At 71.0% G+C, this 14,307-nt stretch carries 15 protein-coding genes and 1 pseudogene; 3 read left to right on the forward strand and 13 right to left on the reverse strand.

Annotated features, from left to right (window positions below; translation table 11 throughout):
- Positions 1-13: 13 nt before the first annotated feature.
- The 7 genes from NOCJ54_RS0108230 to NOCJ54_RS0108260 all read right to left on the reverse strand — a co-directional run bounded on the left by NOCJ54_RS0108230 (position 14) and on the right by NOCJ54_RS0108260 (position 4,516).
- Positions 14-793 (reverse strand): enoyl-CoA hydratase/isomerase family protein, encoded by a 780-nt coding sequence (locus NOCJ54_RS0108230; RefSeq protein ID WP_198020153.1) that lies wholly within the window; start codon positions 791-793, stop codon positions 14-16.
- Between the two features lie 148 nt (positions 794-941).
- Entirely contained in the window at positions 942-2,174 is a 1,233-nt protein-coding gene (locus NOCJ54_RS0108235; protein ID WP_036517251.1) for a cytochrome P450, read from the reverse strand.
- Between the two features lie 69 nt (positions 2,175-2,243).
- Positions 2,244-2,543: a ferredoxin gene (gene fdxA / locus NOCJ54_RS24580; protein ID WP_051485611.1), complete on the reverse strand. Its 300-nt coding sequence runs from the start codon at positions 2,541-2,543 to the stop codon at positions 2,244-2,246.
- An 11-nt stretch (positions 2,544-2,554) separates the two neighbouring features.
- Positions 2,555-2,995 (reverse strand): nuclear transport factor 2 family protein, encoded by a 441-nt coding sequence (locus NOCJ54_RS24585; RefSeq protein ID WP_051485612.1) that lies wholly within the window; start codon positions 2,993-2,995, stop codon positions 2,555-2,557.
- 2 nt (positions 2,996-2,997) lie between these two features.
- Positions 2,998-3,858: an SDR family NAD(P)-dependent oxidoreductase gene (locus NOCJ54_RS0108250; protein WP_198020154.1), complete on the reverse strand. Its 861-nt coding sequence runs from the start codon at positions 3,856-3,858 to the stop codon at positions 2,998-3,000.
- The gene (locus tag NOCJ54_RS0108255) at positions 3,855-4,307 is read right to left on the reverse strand and encodes a nuclear transport factor 2 family protein (RefSeq protein WP_028655125.1); all 453 of its coding nucleotides are present in this window, start codon (positions 4,305-4,307) and stop codon (positions 3,855-3,857) included. The genes NOCJ54_RS0108250 and NOCJ54_RS0108255 overlap by 4 nt, the downstream gene beginning before the upstream one ends.
- 2 nt (positions 4,308-4,309) lie before the next feature.
- Entirely contained in the window at positions 4,310-4,516 is a 207-nt protein-coding gene (locus NOCJ54_RS0108260; protein ID WP_028655126.1) for a ferredoxin, read from the reverse strand.
- A 235-nt stretch (positions 4,517-4,751) separates the two neighbouring features.
- Between NOCJ54_RS0108260 and NOCJ54_RS0108265 the strand changes: the two genes are divergently transcribed.
- A complete protein-coding gene (locus NOCJ54_RS0108265) occupies positions 4,752-5,885 on the forward strand; it encodes a sugar ABC transporter substrate-binding protein (protein WP_028655127.1) in 1,134 nt (377 codons plus the stop codon).
- A gap of 128 nt (positions 5,886-6,013) precedes the next feature.
- Here NOCJ54_RS0108265 and NOCJ54_RS0108270 read toward each other — a convergent pair whose 3' ends face one another.
- The 6 genes from NOCJ54_RS0108270 to NOCJ54_RS0108295 form a co-directional block, all read right to left on the reverse strand.
- The gene (locus NOCJ54_RS0108270) at positions 6,014-6,280 is read right to left on the reverse strand and encodes a hypothetical protein (RefSeq protein ID WP_157514829.1); all 267 of its coding nucleotides are present in this window, start codon (positions 6,278-6,280) and stop codon (positions 6,014-6,016) included.
- 95 nt (positions 6,281-6,375) lie between these two features.
- The gene (locus NOCJ54_RS0108275; RefSeq protein WP_051485613.1) at positions 6,376-7,629 is read right to left on the reverse strand and encodes a cytochrome P450; all 1,254 of its coding nucleotides are present in this window, start codon (positions 7,627-7,629) and stop codon (positions 6,376-6,378) included.
- Positions 7,626-8,705: an ABC transporter permease gene (locus NOCJ54_RS24590; protein WP_157514830.1), complete on the reverse strand. Its 1,080-nt coding sequence runs from the start codon at positions 8,703-8,705 to the stop codon at positions 7,626-7,628. Before NOCJ54_RS24590 ends, NOCJ54_RS0108275 begins: the two co-directional genes overlap by 4 nt.
- Positions 8,702-10,264 carry a sugar ABC transporter ATP-binding protein gene (locus tag NOCJ54_RS0108285; RefSeq protein ID WP_051485615.1) on the reverse strand — a complete coding sequence of 521 codons (1,563 nt, stop codon included), beginning with the start codon at positions 10,262-10,264 and terminating at the stop codon, positions 8,702-8,704. The genes NOCJ54_RS24590 and NOCJ54_RS0108285 overlap by 4 nt, the downstream gene beginning before the upstream one ends.
- A gap of 9 nt (positions 10,265-10,273) precedes the next feature.
- Entirely contained in the window at positions 10,274-11,080 is an 807-nt protein-coding gene (locus NOCJ54_RS0108290; RefSeq protein ID WP_028655131.1) for an SDR family NAD(P)-dependent oxidoreductase, read from the reverse strand.
- Positions 11,077-12,519 carry an aldehyde dehydrogenase gene (locus NOCJ54_RS0108295; RefSeq protein ID WP_028655132.1) on the reverse strand — a complete coding sequence of 481 codons (1,443 nt, stop codon included), beginning with the start codon at positions 12,517-12,519 and terminating at the stop codon, positions 11,077-11,079. Before NOCJ54_RS0108295 ends, NOCJ54_RS0108290 begins: the two co-directional genes overlap by 4 nt.
- A gap of 248 nt (positions 12,520-12,767) precedes the next feature.
- Here NOCJ54_RS0108295 and NOCJ54_RS24595 point away from each other — a divergent pair, with 248 nt between their 5' ends.
- The gene (locus NOCJ54_RS24595) at positions 12,768-14,021 is read left to right on the forward strand and encodes an NAD(P)/FAD-dependent oxidoreductase (RefSeq protein WP_084254986.1); all 1,254 of its coding nucleotides are present in this window, start codon (positions 12,768-12,770) and stop codon (positions 14,019-14,021) included.
- A pseudogene (locus tag NOCJ54_RS0108305) lies at positions 14,018-14,307 on the forward strand (2-oxoacid:acceptor oxidoreductase family protein); the annotation flags it as partial. The gene NOCJ54_RS24595 and the pseudogene NOCJ54_RS0108305, both read left to right, overlap by 4 nt.

A 14,307-nucleotide genomic window follows, 5' to 3' on the forward strand; every position in this document is an offset into this window, starting at 1 on the left:
GGCGGGCGGTCGGTCAGGCGGTCGTCGCAGCCCGGGCCGGGCCGCGGCTGTTCCAGGCGTCCTCGCCCTTGCGGGCCATCGACCACATCTGGGCGCCGCGCTCGACCTCGAGGGCCTGGGCCCAGCCGACGGGGGCGCCGAGCTCGAGCTGGAGGCTCGACTTCACCCGACGGGTGAGCACCGGGTCCTGGGCCGCGACCGCGACCACCTCGCGCGCGAGGTCGTCCAGCTCCTCCCGCGGAGCGCACCGGAACGCCCAGCCGAGCTCGTGCATGCGTCGCCCGGTCAGCGGCTGGCCCAGCAGGACCATGGCGGCGGCGGTGGGGCGCCCCACGGCTCGCCCGAGCAAGCTGATGTGGCCACCGCCCGGGTGGATGCGACGGGCCAGGAAGCCGCTGTCGAACACCGCGTCCTCGGTCGTCAGCAGGACGTCGGCGGCCAGGGCGAGGTTCATCCCCGCACCGACGGCACCGCCGACGACGACCGACACCGTGGGCACAGGCAGCTGTGCGATCCGGCCGAAGACGTCGTACACGGCGGAGATGGTGGCGACCGCCTCCGACGAGGCGGGGTTGCGCGAGGCGGCGGCGAGGCTGCGGGTGTCCGCGCCGCTGCAGAAGTAGTCACCCTCGGCCCGGACGACCACCGCGCCGACGGACTCGTCGCGCTCGATGGCGTCGCAGTGCGCCACCGCCGCAGCGGCCATCTCCGGCGTGATCGCGTTCTTCCGGCCGGGGTTGTCGAAGGTCAGGGTGGCCACGCCGTCATCGACGGAGAGGTGGACGTTCGCCATGGAATGCCTTCCGGGAGAGCGGAGGAAGAGTGGAGACCTTAACATACCGTTCGGTATGTAATGGGATTCGACGGGTCACCACGACAGCCGCCCGGCGTCCTCGTCGACGCCGGGCGGCTGCTTCGTGTCCGGGGGCTCCCCGGTCGGGTCAGGCCCGGGTGTCCCACTCCAGCGGCAGCGCCTCGAGGCGGAGCTGGCCGCCGCGCTCGCGCAGGTCGGCGTCCGGGGCGATCCGGTAGTGCGGGATCTGGCGGTGCCACTCCTCCAGCGCGATGACCAGCTCGCGGCGGGCCAGGTGCATGCCCAGGCAGCGGTGCTGGCCGGCGCCGAAGGCGATGTGGTTGTTGAGGTTCTCCCGGTGCATGTCGAACTGGTCCGGGGCCTCGAACTTGCGCGGGTCGCGGCAGGCCTGAGCGACGCCGAGCCAGATCATGTCGCCCTTGCGGAGGTCGAGGCCCTCGTACTCCATGTCCTCGGTGACCTGGCGGCCGACCTGCAGCACCAGCGGGTAGAGGCGGATCGCCTCCTCGACGAACTTCGGCCACAGCGACGGGTCGTCCAGGCACTCCTGGCGCGTCTCGGGGTGGGTCGCGAGGTGGTAGAGCATGTAGCTCAGCGCCGAGCGGGTGGTGTCGAGCCCGGCCGCGAGGGTCGACATGCAGATCGTGACCAGGTCGTCCTCGGGGACGGGCGCACCCAGCACCTGGCCCTGGATCAGGCGGGTGATCAGGTCCGTGGTCGGGTCACCGGGGTTCTCCCGGCGCTGGCGGATCGCCTGGCGGAGGTACTCGTTGAGCTGCTCGGTGGCCTCCTCGGCCGTCATGCCCTCGGCGCCGTCGCCGGCCGAGAGGACGCCGCCGAAGATCGCCTCGATCCACGGCAGCAGCTTCTCGCCGTCCTCGAGCGGGAGGCCGAAGATCTCGAGGAAGACCTCGGTGGGGAACAGGATCGCGAAGCCGCTGGCGACGTCGGTCGCGCCGCTGCCGGCGAACTCGGTGATCATGTCGGCGATGCGCTGGCGGGCGATGCCCTCGACCCGCTTGACCGCGGCCGGCGAGAAGTACGGGTTCAGCAGCCGGCGCACGTCGGTGTGGTGCGGCGGGTTGATCCCCTGCGGCATGAACTTCACGGCGAGGTTGTCGGTGTAGGCGGTCGGCTGGTCGGAGTTGAACTCCTCGTACCGCTGCATGATGTCGACGACGTCGTCGTACCTCTGCACCATGTAGTAGCCGTGGTCGAGCGCAGTGCTCCAGCTGAAGCGGTGGGCCTCCCGCTCCGCGTCGAGCAGCTCGTAGGTCTCGAAGGCCTTGCGGCCCACGGTGTAGTCGGTGCTCGTGATCGGGCACCGGCCGACGTCCTTCAGTTCCGAGCGCTTGGTCATGGGTCCTCCTCCGGGGGCGCGGTGCGCCAGGTCTGTGTCGCTGGGTGGGCTGGGTGAGCCGGGGTGGGCTCAGGCGAGCTCGGTGATGTCGAGGGGTGCGGTGGGGGCGTTGCGGGCACCGCCGGGCGAGCCGAGCGGCTCGAGCGCCCGCCGGTTGACCTCGAGGTACGACGACCACTGCTCCGGCACGGAGGCGTCGTCGAAGATCGCCTCGACCGGGCAGACCGGCTCGCACGCACCGCAGTCGACGCACTCGTCGGGGTGGATGTAGAGCATCCGGGACCCCTCGTAGATGCAGTCGATCGGGCACTCGTCCACGCACGCCTTGTCCTTGGTGTCGACGCACGGGGCAGCGATCACGTAGGTCATGTCGTGCTCCTTCAGCCCAGCGGCTCGAGGAAGCTCATCTCCGCCTCGCGGCGGGTGATCTTCCACTGGCCGTCGACGTTGCGGTACTCGTCGCGGTAGCTCGCGGCGGCGCGCTTCCACTCGCCGCTCGCCAGGCGGACCGTGGAGTCCACGTCGCAGAGCCCGGTCGCCCGGTCGCCGTCCACCTCGATGACGTGGTTCGCGGTCCAGTGGTGGGTCAGCTCGTGTGCCTCCCAGATGCCGCGGGTCATCTCGGCGATGGCGTCGTGGCCGGTCGGCCGGACGTCCTCGCCCAGGACCCACTCGGCCTTCTCGTCGAAGACGCCCAGGAGGCGGTCGAGGTCGCGCTTGTCGATGCCGTGGCAGTAGTTGGCGGCCAGCTCGCGGATCTGCTCGCGCGCCACCAGCTCGGCGAGGACGTCGGTGCTGTCCTGGCTCGTCGTCTGGCTCATCGTCAGCTCCTCCGCCCGGCCTCGAACATGCCCACCGGGTTCTCCCACTGGCCGCCGGCGAAGGCCGACGGCCCGGGGGCGGTGCACATGCCGGCGTCGACGTTGAGGGTCACGCCGGTGATGAAGCGCCCGTCGTCGCTGGCCAGGAAGGCCGCGGCGCCGGCGATGTCCTCGGGCAGGCCGGGACGGTCGATCAGGTTCCAGTCCGCGAGCAGCTTCTCGGCACCGTCCAGGTCGTTCGCGTCGCCGGTGAGGATGTCCGCGTTCATGGCGGTCAGCATCGCGCCGGGGACGATCACGTTGGCGCGGATGCCGAGCGGGCGCACCTCCGCGGCCACCGACTGGGTGAGGCCGATGATGCCGGCCTTCGTCGCGCTGTAGACGTGCGGGCCGGGCCCGCCCTGCAGGCCGGCCGGGCTGGAGGTCGCGAGCAGCACGCCGCTGCCCTGCTCGGTCATCACCCGGGTGGCGTGCTTGAAGGAGAGCAGCACCCCGCGCAGGTTGATCGCGATCGTGGCGTCGACGTCCTCGGTGCGCAGCTTCGCGATCGGGCCGAGCGCGCCCATCACGCCCGCGTTGGCGTAGAACACGTCGATCCGGCCGAACTCCTGCACCGCGGCGTCCACGAGCGCGGCGACGTCCTCCTCGACGGAGACGTCGGTGCGCACGAAGATGGCGCGCTCGCCCAGCTCGGTGGCCAGCTCCTTGCCGGCCACCTCCTGGACGTCGGCGATGACGACGGACGCGCCCTCCGCGTGGAAGCGGCGGATGGTGGCCGCCCCGATGCCGGAAGCGCCACCGGTCACCACGGCGACCCGGCCGGCGAAGCGGTCGACGACGGGCTTGACGTGCACGGCGCTCACTTGGCCCACCCCTGGTCGAGCGTGGTGCCCATGTGCACCTCGATGGTCTTCTCGACGAACAGCGGGGACTCGCCGCTCACGTCGATGGTGTCGTCGTAGGTGCCCCACCCGATGATCGAGGCGTCGTCGCCGCGACCGACGTAGAGGAAGTACGACTGCAGCCGGACCACGCCGGGCTCCAGCGACTCGGACTTCGCGTTGGCCAGGAAGTGCCGCTTCAGCGAGGTGTCGGCGGCGAAGGCCTCGCCGTAGAACTTCTCGATCGCGTCGCGACCCTCGAAGCTGCCCATCGGGGTGTGCAGCTTGCCGTCGACGGCGAACAACGCGGCGACGGTGGCCGGGTCCGGCACGTCCAGGGTCTCGGCATAGGTGTGGAAGAAGCCCCGGGCCGCCTCCACGTCCTCGAGCCGCCCGAGCCGGGCGGCGAGCTCCTCGATCGTCACGCTCATCTTCAGTCCTCCACAACGATGGTCATGGCGCCCTCGGGGCAGGCGGCGGCCGCCTGCTGCGCCAGCGAAACCTGGTCGGCCGCGATCACGAAGTCCTCGTGGCGGGCCTGCACGAAGCCCTCCTCGTCGTACGGGAGGAGGTCCTCCGCAACCGAGTAGCAGCGGCCATGTCCGGTGCAGCGGTCGTAGTCCACGACGACTCGAGCCATCTCAGGTGTCCTTTCGGTCCCGCCTCGCCGGCGGTGCGTCCCCCAGTGAGGGAGATCACGGGTTGATCTGCGTCACGCAACCCTGCCTACCATGAACATCAATGTCAAGCGTCACACCGGAACGTCTCGCCGCAAGTGAAAACCTGCGTGATTTCGTTGACAACCATGCGAATGGTATTTACGGTTCCCTTGATCCATCAGCGTGACCCACGTCACTCACCCCGAAAGTCGACACATGATCACGATTCCCCTCACCCGGTCCCGCCGGGCCGCCTCCGGCGCGCTGGCCGCGCTGGTCCTCCTCACCGCCGCGGCCTGTGGCTCCAGCACGGCCAGCAGCGTCTCCGACGAGGACGTCAACCAGGAGGGCCTCCAGCAGGCGCGTGAGCTGGTGGCCGAGTTCAGCAAGCAGCCCACCCGGATCCCCAACGCCACCCCGATCGGCAAGCCGGTCCCGAAGGGCAAGCGGGTCACCTTCCTCTCCTGCGGCACCTCGACCTGCAACCTCGAGGCCGACATCATCAAGCAGGCCACGGACGCGCTCGGCTGGGAGTTCACCGCGATCGCCAACGACGGCACCCCCGAGGGCATCAAGAAGGGCTGGCAGCAGATCCTTCGCGACAAGCCCGACGGCGTGCTCTACCCGGCCACCCCGGTCTCCGCCTTCAAGAACGAGCTCGACCAGGCCGCGGAGATGGGCATCGAGGTCGTCGCGTGCTGCACCACCGACCCGGCCGACGGCGAGAAGCTGGACTTCGTCATCGGCACCCCGGAGCAGTCCGAGCGCCCGGGCGAGCTGATGGCGGCGTACATCGTCGACAAGAGCGACGGCAAGGGCAACGCGGTCTTCGTCAACGTCTCCGCGTTCGAGATCATCGGCTCGATCAAGAAGGGCTACGACAAGGTCTTCGACGAGACCTGCGAGGCCTGCGGCAACGACGTCATCGACATCCCGATCACCGCGCTCGGCAAGGACGTCCCGGACCGGATCGTGTCCTACCTGCGCTCCAACCCGAACACGAAGTACGTCGCGCTCAGCATCGACGGTGCCCTCGGTGCCGGCCTGCCGGCCGCGCTCAAGGCCGCCGGCCTCAACGACGTCACCGTGATCGGCGTCGGCCCGGACGAGACCACGCTGCAGTACATCTCCGGCGGCCTCCAGGAGGCGACCATCACCTTCCCGTACTACGAGGAGATGTTCTCCATGGTCGACGCGCTGGCCCGCAAGTTCGCCGGCGTGGAGCCCGACCCGGACGTCGAGGTCCCGGACTGGATCGTCACCAAGGACACGCTCCCGACCGACAAGGAGATCTTCCCGGTCGTGGCCGACGTCTCCGACCAGTACTTCAAGCTCTGGGGCGTCAACTGACGCACCGCTGCCCCACCTGAGGGTGGGACCTGACGGAGGGCCCGTCACCTCGACGAGGTGGCGGGCCCTTCGGCGTTCCTGCGACGACCCTCGACGGCCGCGCCGGGGCCGGGTCCCCGACGACGGGCTCACCCAGCAGCAGTCGGGTCGGACGAGTGCTCACCGATCGCGTACCGGAGGCGCAGACCGATGTCGCTGAGGGCCTCGGCCACGTCGGCACGACGGTGCGGGCCGGGCCCCTCCAGCAGGCCGACGTCGGCGCACTGGTCAGCCAGTCGCTGGAGGCCGTGGTCGTCCACGTCCCCTCCGCGCACGGCAGCCTCGTAGCGAGCGAGGACGACCATCAGCACCATGACGTCGGCCTGGCCGACGGGGTTGGTGGTGGGTGGGTTCATCCGGGCCATGCTGCCACCCCGGACCGGCAGGCAACGCACGAAGCCGCCCGGCCAGAGGGCCGGGCGGCTGGTGCGTGATGACTACCTGAGTCGGGTCAGTCCCACTCGAGGACGAGCGACTGGAGGCGCAGCTGGCCGCCGCGCTCGCGGAGCTCCTGGCCGGGAGCGATGCGGTAGTCGGGGATGCGGGCGTGCCACTCCTCGAGGGCGATGACCATCTCGGCGCGCGCCAGGTGCATGCCGATGCAGCGGTGGTGGCCGATGCCGAAGCCCATGTGGTGCGACAGGTTCTCCCGGTCCATGTCGAAGCGGTCCGGGTCGGGGAACTTGCGCGGGTCGCGGTTGGCGGCCGCGAGCCCGAGCCAGACCATGTCGCCCTTCTTCATCTCCATGCCGCGCCAGGTGATGTCCTCGCCGACCTTGCGGCCGTCCTGGATGAGCAGGGAGTAGAGCCGGATCGACTCCTCGATCGCCTTCGGCCAGTCCTCGGGGTGGGCGGTGAGGTGGTGCCGCAGCTCCTCGTCACCGGCGAGGTGGTGGAAGACGTAGCCGAGCGCCGAGCGGGTGGTGTCGAGGCCGGCCGCCATGAGGGTGGTGCAGATGACCACGATGTCGCGGCGCGAGATCTCCTGGTCGCGGATCTTCGAGACCAGCAGGCGGGAGATCAGGTCCTCGGCGGGGTCGCGCGGGTTGGTGACCCGGTCGTCCACCGCCTTCTCGAAGTACTCGTCGATCGCGGTCGTCGCGGCGACGGCCTTGCGCACCGACTCGTCGTCGTCGTTGAAGAACCCGAGGAACATGTCCTCGACCAGCGGCAGCAGCCACTCGCCGTCCTCGACCGGCAGGCCCATCAGGGCCAGGAAGAGGTCGGTGGGGTACTGCATCGCGAAGCCCTCGGTGATGTCGATCCGCTTCGCACCCTCGAGCTGGTCGACCAGCTCCCGCGCCCGCTCCCGGGCGAAGCCCGACAGCCGCTTCACCGCCGCCGGCGAGAAGTACGGGTTCAACACCCGACGCAGGTCGGCGTGCTCGGGCTGGTTGAGGTTCTGCGGCAGCAGCGGGGCGGCCTGCTCGGTGATGAAGGCGCTGGTGACGTCGTTGGTGAAGACCTCGTGCATGCCGAGGGCCTCGCGCACGTCGTCGTACCGGTTGACGACCCAGAAGCCCGCCGACGTCGAGTCGTTCCAGGCCGCGGGCGCCTCCTCACGGTCCTCGTTCAGCAGCTGCCAGGTCTCGAACGCCGGGCGCTCGACGCGGTAGTCGGTGTGGATGACCGGGCACCGGCCGACCGCCCGGCCCTGGGCGTTCGCGCCGTCGCGCGCGATCCGCTCGTCGGTCGTGCCGGTCATGCGGCAGCCTCCGTGTGCTTGCCCTTGCGGCGCAGGCGGAACGAGCGGCCGCCGCTGCGCTCGACCGTGGTGACGGCCAGTGCCGCGATCAGCACGATGCCGGTGAACATGTTGGCGGCCCACGGCGGCGAGGCGGCGAGCGCGAGGCCCGTCGTACCGGCGCCGAGGGTGATGACGCCGAGCATGGTGCCCCAGGCGTTGAAGCGGCCCGGGCGCAGCTGGGTCGCGCCGAGGAAGGCGGCGGCGAAGGCCGGCAGGAGGTACGGCGTGCCCGCGGTCGGCGAGCCGGAGCCCAGCACCGCGGCCAGGGTGATGCCGGCCCAGCCGGCGAGCACCGCGGAGACCAGCAGCGAGCAGAACTGGATGCGCTTGGTCGGGATGCCGGACAGGCGGGCGGCCTCGGTGTTGAAGCCGGTGGCGTAGATGCGGCGACCCATCGCGGTGTGCTCCATCAGGAACCACAGCGCCGCGGCGAGCACGAACATGTAGATGACCGGCAGCGTCACGCCGAGCGCCTGCTTCTGGCCGATGTCGGAGAACGAGCCGTAGAGGGCCGAGCCGGTGATCGGGACCTCGTTGGTCACGAAGGTGATGAACGCCTGGATGAGCGACCCGGTCGCCAGTGTGCCGATGAGCGAGTCGACGCGCAGGATGACCACGACGAAGGCGTTGATGACGCCGACCACGAGCGAGACCGCCAGCGCTGCGGCGATCGCGGTGCTGGTGGACCACTCGCGCTCGACCACGAAGTACGCCGCGGTCACGCCGGACAGCGACATCGTGTAGGCGAAGGAGAGGTCGAAGACGCGCGCGGACAGCGGGATCACGATCGACAGGGCCGCGAGGCCGATCACGGCGTTGCCGTTGAGCACCTGGCTGACCGTCGCCGACTTCGGGAAGGTCTCCGGCACGCGGATCGAGAAGAAGATGACGATGACGGCCAGGACGTAGAGCGCACTGACCTTGTTAGGGCTGAGCATCCCGAGGACCCGGGTCCCGACGGACGGGCCCGACGTCGGCGGCCGCTCCGGGGTCGGGATCTCCACCGACTCGGGGGTGGAAGTCGTGAGTGTCACTGGTCTGCCTCCATGGCTGCGAGAAGGGACTGCTCGGTGACCTCGGGGCCACGCAGTTCGGAGCCGACCCGGCCGTTGCGCAGCACGATCACGCGCGAGCACAGGGCGAGCAGGTCGGTGGTGTCGGTCGAGGTGACGACGACGGCGAGGCCGTTGTCCGCCAGCTCGCCGACGAGCTCGTAGATGGCCTGCCGGGTGCCGACGTCGACGCCGGCGGTCGGCTCGGCGAGGATCACCAGGTCGGGCTTCGACGCCAGGCAGCGGCCGAGGATGACCTTCTGCTGGTTGCCGCCGCTCAGGCTGGTGATGGCGTCGTCCGGGCCGGACACCTTGATCTCGAGGCGCCGGATCCAGTCGTCGACGAAGGACCCCTCCTTCTTGCCGCTGGTCCAGCGCAGCGGGGTGCCGAAGCGGCGGACCACGCGCAGGGTGAGGTTCTCCGCGACGCTGAAGTTCGGCACGACCGCCTCGCCGACCCGGTCGGCCGGGACCAGCGGGAAGCCGGCCTGCTCGAGTGCCTGACGAGCGGGCTCCCAGTCACCGGCACCCCGTCGTACCTCCCCGGCCTCGGCGGGTCGGGCACCGGCGAGCACGTACGGCACCGTCTCGGCGCCGGAGCCCGCGAGCCCGGCGAGGCCGATGACCTCACCGGCACGGACGCTGAACGCCAGGTCCTCGAGCGCGCCCGAGGCGAGCCCCCGGACCTCGAGCACCGTGCCCGCGCCGACCGGCTCGGGACGCTCCAGCCGGAACGAGGCGTCGACCTTGTCGCCGACCATCAGCTCGGCGAGCTTCTGGGTGTCGAGCCCGGTGAGGTCCTGGCAGGCGCTGACGAGGCCGTCGCGCAGGACGGTGACCCGGTCGGCGATCGCGAAGATCTCGTCGAGGCGGTGGGAGACGTAGAGCACCGAGGCGCCGAGGCCGCGGATCTCGCGCACGATGTCGAGCAGGCGGTCGACCTCGGTGTGCGGCAGCACGGCGGTCGGCTCGTCGAGGACGAGCAGGCCGCGGTCGGCCTCCCAGTTGGTGAGCGCGGCCGCGATGGCGACGACCGTGCGCTCGACCGGGGTGGCCTCGGACAGCGGCTTGTCGACGTCGAGGTCGACGACCCCGAGCCGAGCGAGCATCTCCCGGGTACGCCGGGCCTGGGCCTTCCAGTCGACTCGACCACCGAGCGTGGTGATGAAGCCCGCCGTGAGGGCGAGGTTCTCCACCGCCGACATCTCCAGCACCAGGCCGAGGTCCTGGTGCACGAAGCGCAGCCGCTCGTACCCCTCGGCACCGCGGTGGCCGAGCACGAACGGCTCGCCGTTCAGCTCGGCGTGCGAGCCCGGGTCCGGCAGGTGGTAGCCCGCGAGCGTCTTGATCAGCGTGGACTTGCCGGAGCCGTTGGCCCCGACGAGGGCGTGGATCTCGCCCGGCGCGATGTCGAGGTCGACGCCCTTGAGGGCGCGGACACCGGTGAACGTCTTGCAGACGTCGCGCAGCGCCAGGACGGGGACGTCCGGGGCGACCGCGGTCGCAGGCCCGGCGGGCCGGGCGCTCAGGTCACTGCTCATGCCAGCTCCTCAGTTGGTCCCGCGCCAGGCGAGCGAGCCGCCGTCGACGGTGATGACGGCGCCGTTGACGAACGAGGCCGCGTCGGAGACGAGGAAGGAGACGAGGTTGGCCACCTCGTCGGGGCGGCCCGCGCGCGGGATGAGCGAGGAGGCCGCCATCATCCGCTCGGCCGCCTCGCGGTCGGGGGCGACGTCGAGGAAGCCGTCCCGCATCGGGGTGTCGGTCGAGCCGGGGCAGTAGGCGTTGACCCGGATGTCCGGCGCCAGGTCGACGGCGGACGCACGGGTCAGCTGGACGACGGCGCCCTTGCTGGCGCAGTACGCCGGCCCCATCGGGTAGCCGGTGAGCCCCGACACCGACGCGCAGTTGGCGATCGCGGGGTTGTTGCCGCGGCGCAGGTGCGGCGTCGCCAGCTTGGTCAGCAGCCACATCGCCTTGACGTTCACGTCGAAGACGAGGTCCCAGTACTCCTCGGCGAGGGTGTCGACCGTCGACTCGTCGGTCAGTGCCGACTCGATGACGCCGGCGTTGTTGACCAGCACGTCGAAGCCACCCATCGCGGCGACGGCGTCCTCGACGAGCTGCGTGATCTCCTGCGTGCTGCGCAGGTCGGCGCCGATGACCGTGGCCTCCGAACCGGCGGCGCGGACCAGGTCCGCGGTCTCCTTGGCGAGCTCGACGTTGCGGTCGGTGACCACGACGTGCTCCGCCCCCTGCTCGGCGAGGGTCACGGCGACGGAGCGGCCGATGCCCTGGGCGGCGCCGGTGACCAGGCAGCGCTTGGAGTCGAGCGGAGCGGCAACGGTGCGGCTCATGCGACCACCGTCCCGGCGGGCAGGGCGATCGACTTCTTCTCGAGGTACGACTGCAGGCCCTCGGGGCCCATCTCGCGGCCGATGCCCGACTGCTTGAAGCCGCCGAACGGGGTGCCCCACGACTGCGGGGCACCGTTGATGCTCACCATCCCGGTGCGCACCTGGCGGGCGACGCCGAGCGCCACCTCCGGGTCCGAGCCCCACACGGAGCCGGACAGGCCGTACGGACTGTCGTTCGCGATCTTCACGGCGTCCTCCACGTCGTCATAGGTGATCAGGGACATCACGGGGCCGAAGATCTCCTCCTGGGCCACGCGCATGGCATTGGTGACGCCCGCCAGGAGCGTCGGCTCGACGTACCAGCCCGGCCCGGCAGCGGGGGCGGCGCCGCCCCCGACCGCGACGTCGGCGCCCTCGGCGCGGGCGACGTCGAGGTAGCCGAGCACGGTGTCGCGCTGCTGCTGGCTGACCAGCGGGCCGATGAAGGTGGCGGGGTCGAGCGGGTCGCCCACCTTCAGGGCGGCGATGGCGGCGGCGAGGGCGTCGCGCACGTCGTCCTCCATGTCGCGGGGGACGAGCACCCGGGACTGGGAGATGCACAGCTGTCCGTTGACGCTGAACGCCATCGGCAGCAGCGCCGTGACCATCGCGTCGACGTCGGCGCCGCGCAGCACGATGGCGGCGGACTTGCCGCCGAGCTCGAGGGTGACGCGACCGACCCGGTCGGCCGCCGTACGGGCGATCATCTTGCCGACCTCGGTGCTGCCGGTGAAGCCGATCTTGTCGACCTCGGGGTGCCGGATCAGCAGGTTCCCGGCCTCGCGGTCGGCAGGCAGGATGGAGAGCACACCCTCCGGGAGGCCGGCTTCGGCGAAGGCCTCGCCGAGCGCCATGATCGTCATTGGGGTCAGGGTCGCGGGCTTCACGACCACCGAGCACCCGGCGGCCAGGGCCGGCGCGACCTTGATGGTCGGCGAGCTCAGCGGGCCGTTCCACGGGGTGATGGCGCCGACGACACCGACCGGCTCGTCCACGACGAGGGACCGGTTCACCCCGTCGGTGCGGGCCTCCTCCAGCGGCGTGTTCTCGATGAGGTCGGCGTAGTAGCGCAGGTGGCGCACCGGGTTCGGCACGTGCGCCTTCTCGGAGAACCAGATGGGGCAGCCGAGCTCGGAGGTGAGCAGCCGGGCGAGCTCGGGGATGCGGGCCTCGATGTGGTCGGCCGCGCCGCGCAGCACCGCTGCGCGCTTCTCCGGGGGCTGGTTCCGCCAGACGCCGTCGTCGAACGTCGACCGGGCCATGCCGATCGCGCGCTCCATGTCGCCGACCCCGGCGACCTGGATCTCGGCCAGCTCGGTGAGGTCCGCGGGGTTCACCACCGTGGTGGTGCCACCGTCGCGTGCCGACTGCCACCGGCCGCCCATCCACAACTGCTGCATCTCCGGACTGCTCCTTCGGTTCGGGACGATCGATCAGCGGCGGCCGCACGAGCGGACCTGTGCGTGGAGCGGGCGTGCCGGCTCCCGCGGCCACCTCCGAGAGCGGGTGGCCTGCGTCACAATCTGGCGCAATCATGCATACCATTCACATGGACGTCAACAGGGTGATGCAGTTCACGAGAAAGCGTTGACGAAGTGACGGGCCCCACATAACATCCCGGATCATTATCATCGTTTGAGGGAGTGTGATGAGCCGTCACGTGGTCATCGTGGGGGCCGGGGTCGCCGGGCTCCGCGCCGCTGAGGCGACGCGCCGCCACCACCCCGACGTGCGGGTGACCCTGGTCGGGGAGGAGCCCTGGGCGCCGTACCAGCGGCCGCCGCTGTCCAAGGAGCTGCTCACCCGGGTCGACGACCCTGCGGAGCCGGTCCCGCTCAACCAGGCCCTCGACGCCGACGACCCGCTGGTGGTGCGGCGCCTCGGGGTCCGGGCGACGGCGCTGGATCCCGCGGCGCGCACCGTTACCCTCGACGACGGCTCGTCGCTGTCGTGGGACCGGCTGGTCATCGCGACCGGTGTCCGGGCAGCCGTCCCGGCAGCCTGGCGGGACGTGCCCGGTGTCCTCACCCTGCGCACGTTCGCGGACCTCGGCGCCCTCCGCGACGCCTTCACCCGGGCCCGTTCAGCTGTCATCGTCGGAGCCGGCGTGCTCGGCTGCGAGGTCGCAGCTGCGGCACGGCAGCGCGGGTTGTCCGTCGACCTCGTCGACGCCGCCGACCAGCCGATGCTGCGGATGCTGGGCCCTGAGGTGGGGCGCTTCGTCGCCGGGCTGCACCACGAGCAGGGCACCCTGCTGCACCTGGGGCGGCACGTGGCCGACCTGGCCGACTTCGACGGTGGCCCGGTGGTCACCCTCGACGACGGGGTCGCCCTCCGCCCCGACGCCGTGGTGGTCGCGGTCGGCGCGGCGCCCGACCTCGGCTGGCTGGACGGTGCCGGCCTCGAGCTGGACGGCGGGGTCGTCGTCTCCGCCACGCAGGCGACCAGCCTCCCGGACGTGTTCGCCGTCGGCGACGTCGCCGTGCTCCGAGACGGTGCCGACGACGGCCGGCCGATGCGCCACGAGCACTGGACCTACGCCGGTGACTCCGCCGCGACCGCGGCGACCAACCTCTTCCTCGACCCCGCCGACCACGTGGCGACCACGGCGCTGCCGTACGCCTGGAGCGACCAGTGGGGCTGCAAGGTGCAGACCCTCGGCCGGGTCAGCGGCCCGCCGACCCTGGTCCGCGGCAGCTTCGAGGACCGGAGGTTCCTCGCCCTGTTCGCCGAGGACGGCGTCGTCGTCGGCGCGGCTGCGTGCAACCACGTCCCCCACCTGATGAAGGCGCGGTCCGTGATCGAGCAGGGCCGGACCCTGCCCGACGCCGTCGAGCACCTCGGCGACCGGACCGCCGCCCCGACACCGACCACCACCCTCCAGGAGACGAGGCCCTCATGACGACGACCACGGTCCACGGCGACAAGCAGGTCAAGCAGCTGGACCGGGTGATCATCCGGTTCGCGGGTGACTCCGGTGACGGCATGCAGCTGACGGGTGACCGGTTCACCCAGGAGTCGGCGGTGTTCGGCAACGACCTGGTCACGCTGCCGAACTTCCCCGCAGAGATCCGNGCCCCCCAGGGCACGATCCCGGGCGTCTCCTCGTTCCAGGTCCACTTCGCCGACCACGACATCCTCACCGCCGGCGACCGTCCCGACGTGCTGGTCGCGATGAACCCCGCCGC

The sequence above is a fragment of the Nocardioides sp. J54 genome, from assembly GCF_000519005.1.
GTDB lineage: Bacteria > Actinomycetota > Actinomycetes > Propionibacteriales > Nocardioidaceae > Nocardioides.

Excerpts from the sequence above, each read along its gene's own strand:
- NOCJ54_RS0108230 (WP_198020153.1), bottom strand. The coding sequence starts at position 793 with ATGGCGAACGTCCACCTCTCCGTCGATGACGGCGTGGCCACCCTGACC.
- NOCJ54_RS0108235 (WP_036517251.1), bottom strand. The coding sequence starts at position 2,174 with ATGACCAAGCGCTCGGAACTGAAGGACGTCGGCCGGTGCCCGATCACG.
- fdxA (WP_051485611.1), bottom strand. The coding sequence starts at position 2,543 with ATGACCTACGTGATCGCTGCCCCGTGCGTCGACACCAAGGACAAGGCG.
- NOCJ54_RS24585 (WP_051485612.1), bottom strand. The coding sequence starts at position 2,995 with ATGAGCCAGACGACGAGCCAGGACAGCACCGACGTCCTCGCCGAGCTG.
- NOCJ54_RS0108255 (WP_028655125.1), bottom strand. The coding sequence starts at position 4,307 with ATGAGCGTGACGATCGAGGAGCTCGCCGCCCGGCTCGGGCGGCTCGAG.
- NOCJ54_RS0108260 (WP_028655126.1), bottom strand. The coding sequence starts at position 4,516 with ATGGCTCGAGTCGTCGTGGACTACGACCGCTGCACCGGACATGGCCGC.
- NOCJ54_RS0108265 (WP_028655127.1), top strand. The coding sequence starts at position 4,752 with ATGATCACGATTCCCCTCACCCGGTCCCGCCGGGCCGCCTCCGGCGCG.
- NOCJ54_RS0108270 (WP_157514829.1), bottom strand. The coding sequence starts at position 6,280 with ATGAACCCACCCACCACCAACCCCGTCGGCCAGGCCGACGTCATGGTG.
- NOCJ54_RS0108275 (WP_051485613.1), bottom strand. The coding sequence starts at position 7,629 with ATGACCGGCACGACCGACGAGCGGATCGCGCGCGACGGCGCGAACGCC.
- NOCJ54_RS0108285 (WP_051485615.1), bottom strand. The coding sequence starts at position 10,264 with ATGAGCAGTGACCTGAGCGCCCGGCCCGCCGGGCCTGCGACCGCGGTC.
- NOCJ54_RS0108290 (WP_028655131.1), bottom strand. The coding sequence starts at position 11,080 with ATGAGCCGCACCGTTGCCGCTCCGCTCGACTCCAAGCGCTGCCTGGTC.
- NOCJ54_RS0108295 (WP_028655132.1), bottom strand. The coding sequence starts at position 12,519 with ATGCAGCAGTTGTGGATGGGCGGCCGGTGGCAGTCGGCACGCGACGGT.
- NOCJ54_RS24595 (WP_084254986.1), top strand. The coding sequence starts at position 12,768 with ATGAGCCGTCACGTGGTCATCGTGGGGGCCGGGGTCGCCGGGCTCCGC.